The sequence below is a fragment of the Streptomyces fuscichromogenes genome, assembly GCF_014645815.1.
GTDB classification, from domain to species: Bacteria; Actinomycetota; Actinomycetes; order Streptomycetales; family Streptomycetaceae; genus Streptomyces; species Streptomyces fuscichromogenes.
The window spans coordinates 1-1,188 of the sequence record NZ_BMML01000110.1 but is presented as its reverse complement, the minus strand read 5'-3'; the positions used below and the strand labels follow the sequence as shown (position 1 = coordinate 1,188).

The window sequence follows — 1,188 nt, the reverse complement described above, 5'->3', positions numbered from 1 at the left end:
CACCGGACACACCCCCCACCACACTCCCCAACACACCACACCCACCACCTACCACCTCACCGCCACCACCCCCCACCACCCCACCACCCCCACCCTCACCATCAACCAACTCACCCTCCACCCCATCACCACCGACCAGCTCAGGGGCGGTTCCTCCGGGGCGGGCGAGACGCTGCACGCGGTGAACTGGGTGCCGTTGCCCGGTGGGGCGCAGCCGGTCGGCGGGCTGAGTGCGGCCGTGGTCGGGGACGCGGACTCCGCGCTGGTCCGGGCACTGGGTGCCGGTACCCCCGCGTACGCCGGTCTCGAAGACCTGTCCGCCGCCGACGGCCGGGTACCGGACGTGGTGTTCCTCGACCTTCCCGGACGTAGCACGGAGCCTGCGGCCGACGCCGCGCACGGCGTGGTGGGGGAGGTGCTGGAGGTCGTCCAGCGGTGGCTGGCGGACGAGCGGTTCGCGGCTGCCCTGCTCTGTGTGGTCACCCGGGGTGCCCAGGCCACGCGCCCGGGAGAGGACGTCACCGATCTGCCGGGTGCCGCGGTGTGGGGGCTGGTGCGTGCGGCGCAGACCGAGAATCCGGGCTGCTTCACGCTGCTGGACCTGGGGGAGGGCGGCGAGTCGGACGGCCGGTCGCTGCGGGCGGCGGCGGGTGCGGCTGCCGGGGAACGGCAACTCGCCCTCCGTGACGGAGAACTGTTCGCCAACCGGCTGGTCCGGGCGGCCGCCGACCCCGTTCTCGTACCGCCGGACGACACCCCCGGCTGGTGCCTGGGCAGCAGCGGCAAGGGCAGCCTGGACAAGGTCGCCCTCGTCGCGTCCGCGTCGGCCACCGAACCGCTGGCCCCGGGACAGGTACGGGTCGCCGTCCGCGCGGTGGGCCTGAACTTCCGTGACGTGCTGATAGCCCTCGGCAGCTATCCCGGCGAGGCCCCGATGGGCAGTGAGGGCGCCGGTGTCGTCGTCGAGACCGGGCCGGGCGTGACCGGGCTCGCCGTCGGCGACCGGGTGATGGGCCTCTTCGGGGACGGCGGCGGCCCCCTGGCCGTCACCGACCGCCGCACCCTGGTCCGGGTGCCCGAGGGCTGGACCTTCGCGCAGGCCGCGACCGTCCCGATCGTCTTCCTGACGGCGTACTACGGTCTGGTGGACCTGGCCGGACTGAAGGCCGGGGAACGACTCCTCGTCCA

General features: G+C 73.9%; 1 protein-coding gene. It reads left to right on the top strand.

The features are described 5' to 3' along the window. The coding region (locus IEZ11_RS50405; protein ID WP_189269856.1) for a SpnB-like Rossmann fold domain-containing protein at positions 1–1,188 on the top strand (1,188 nt) is incomplete at both ends.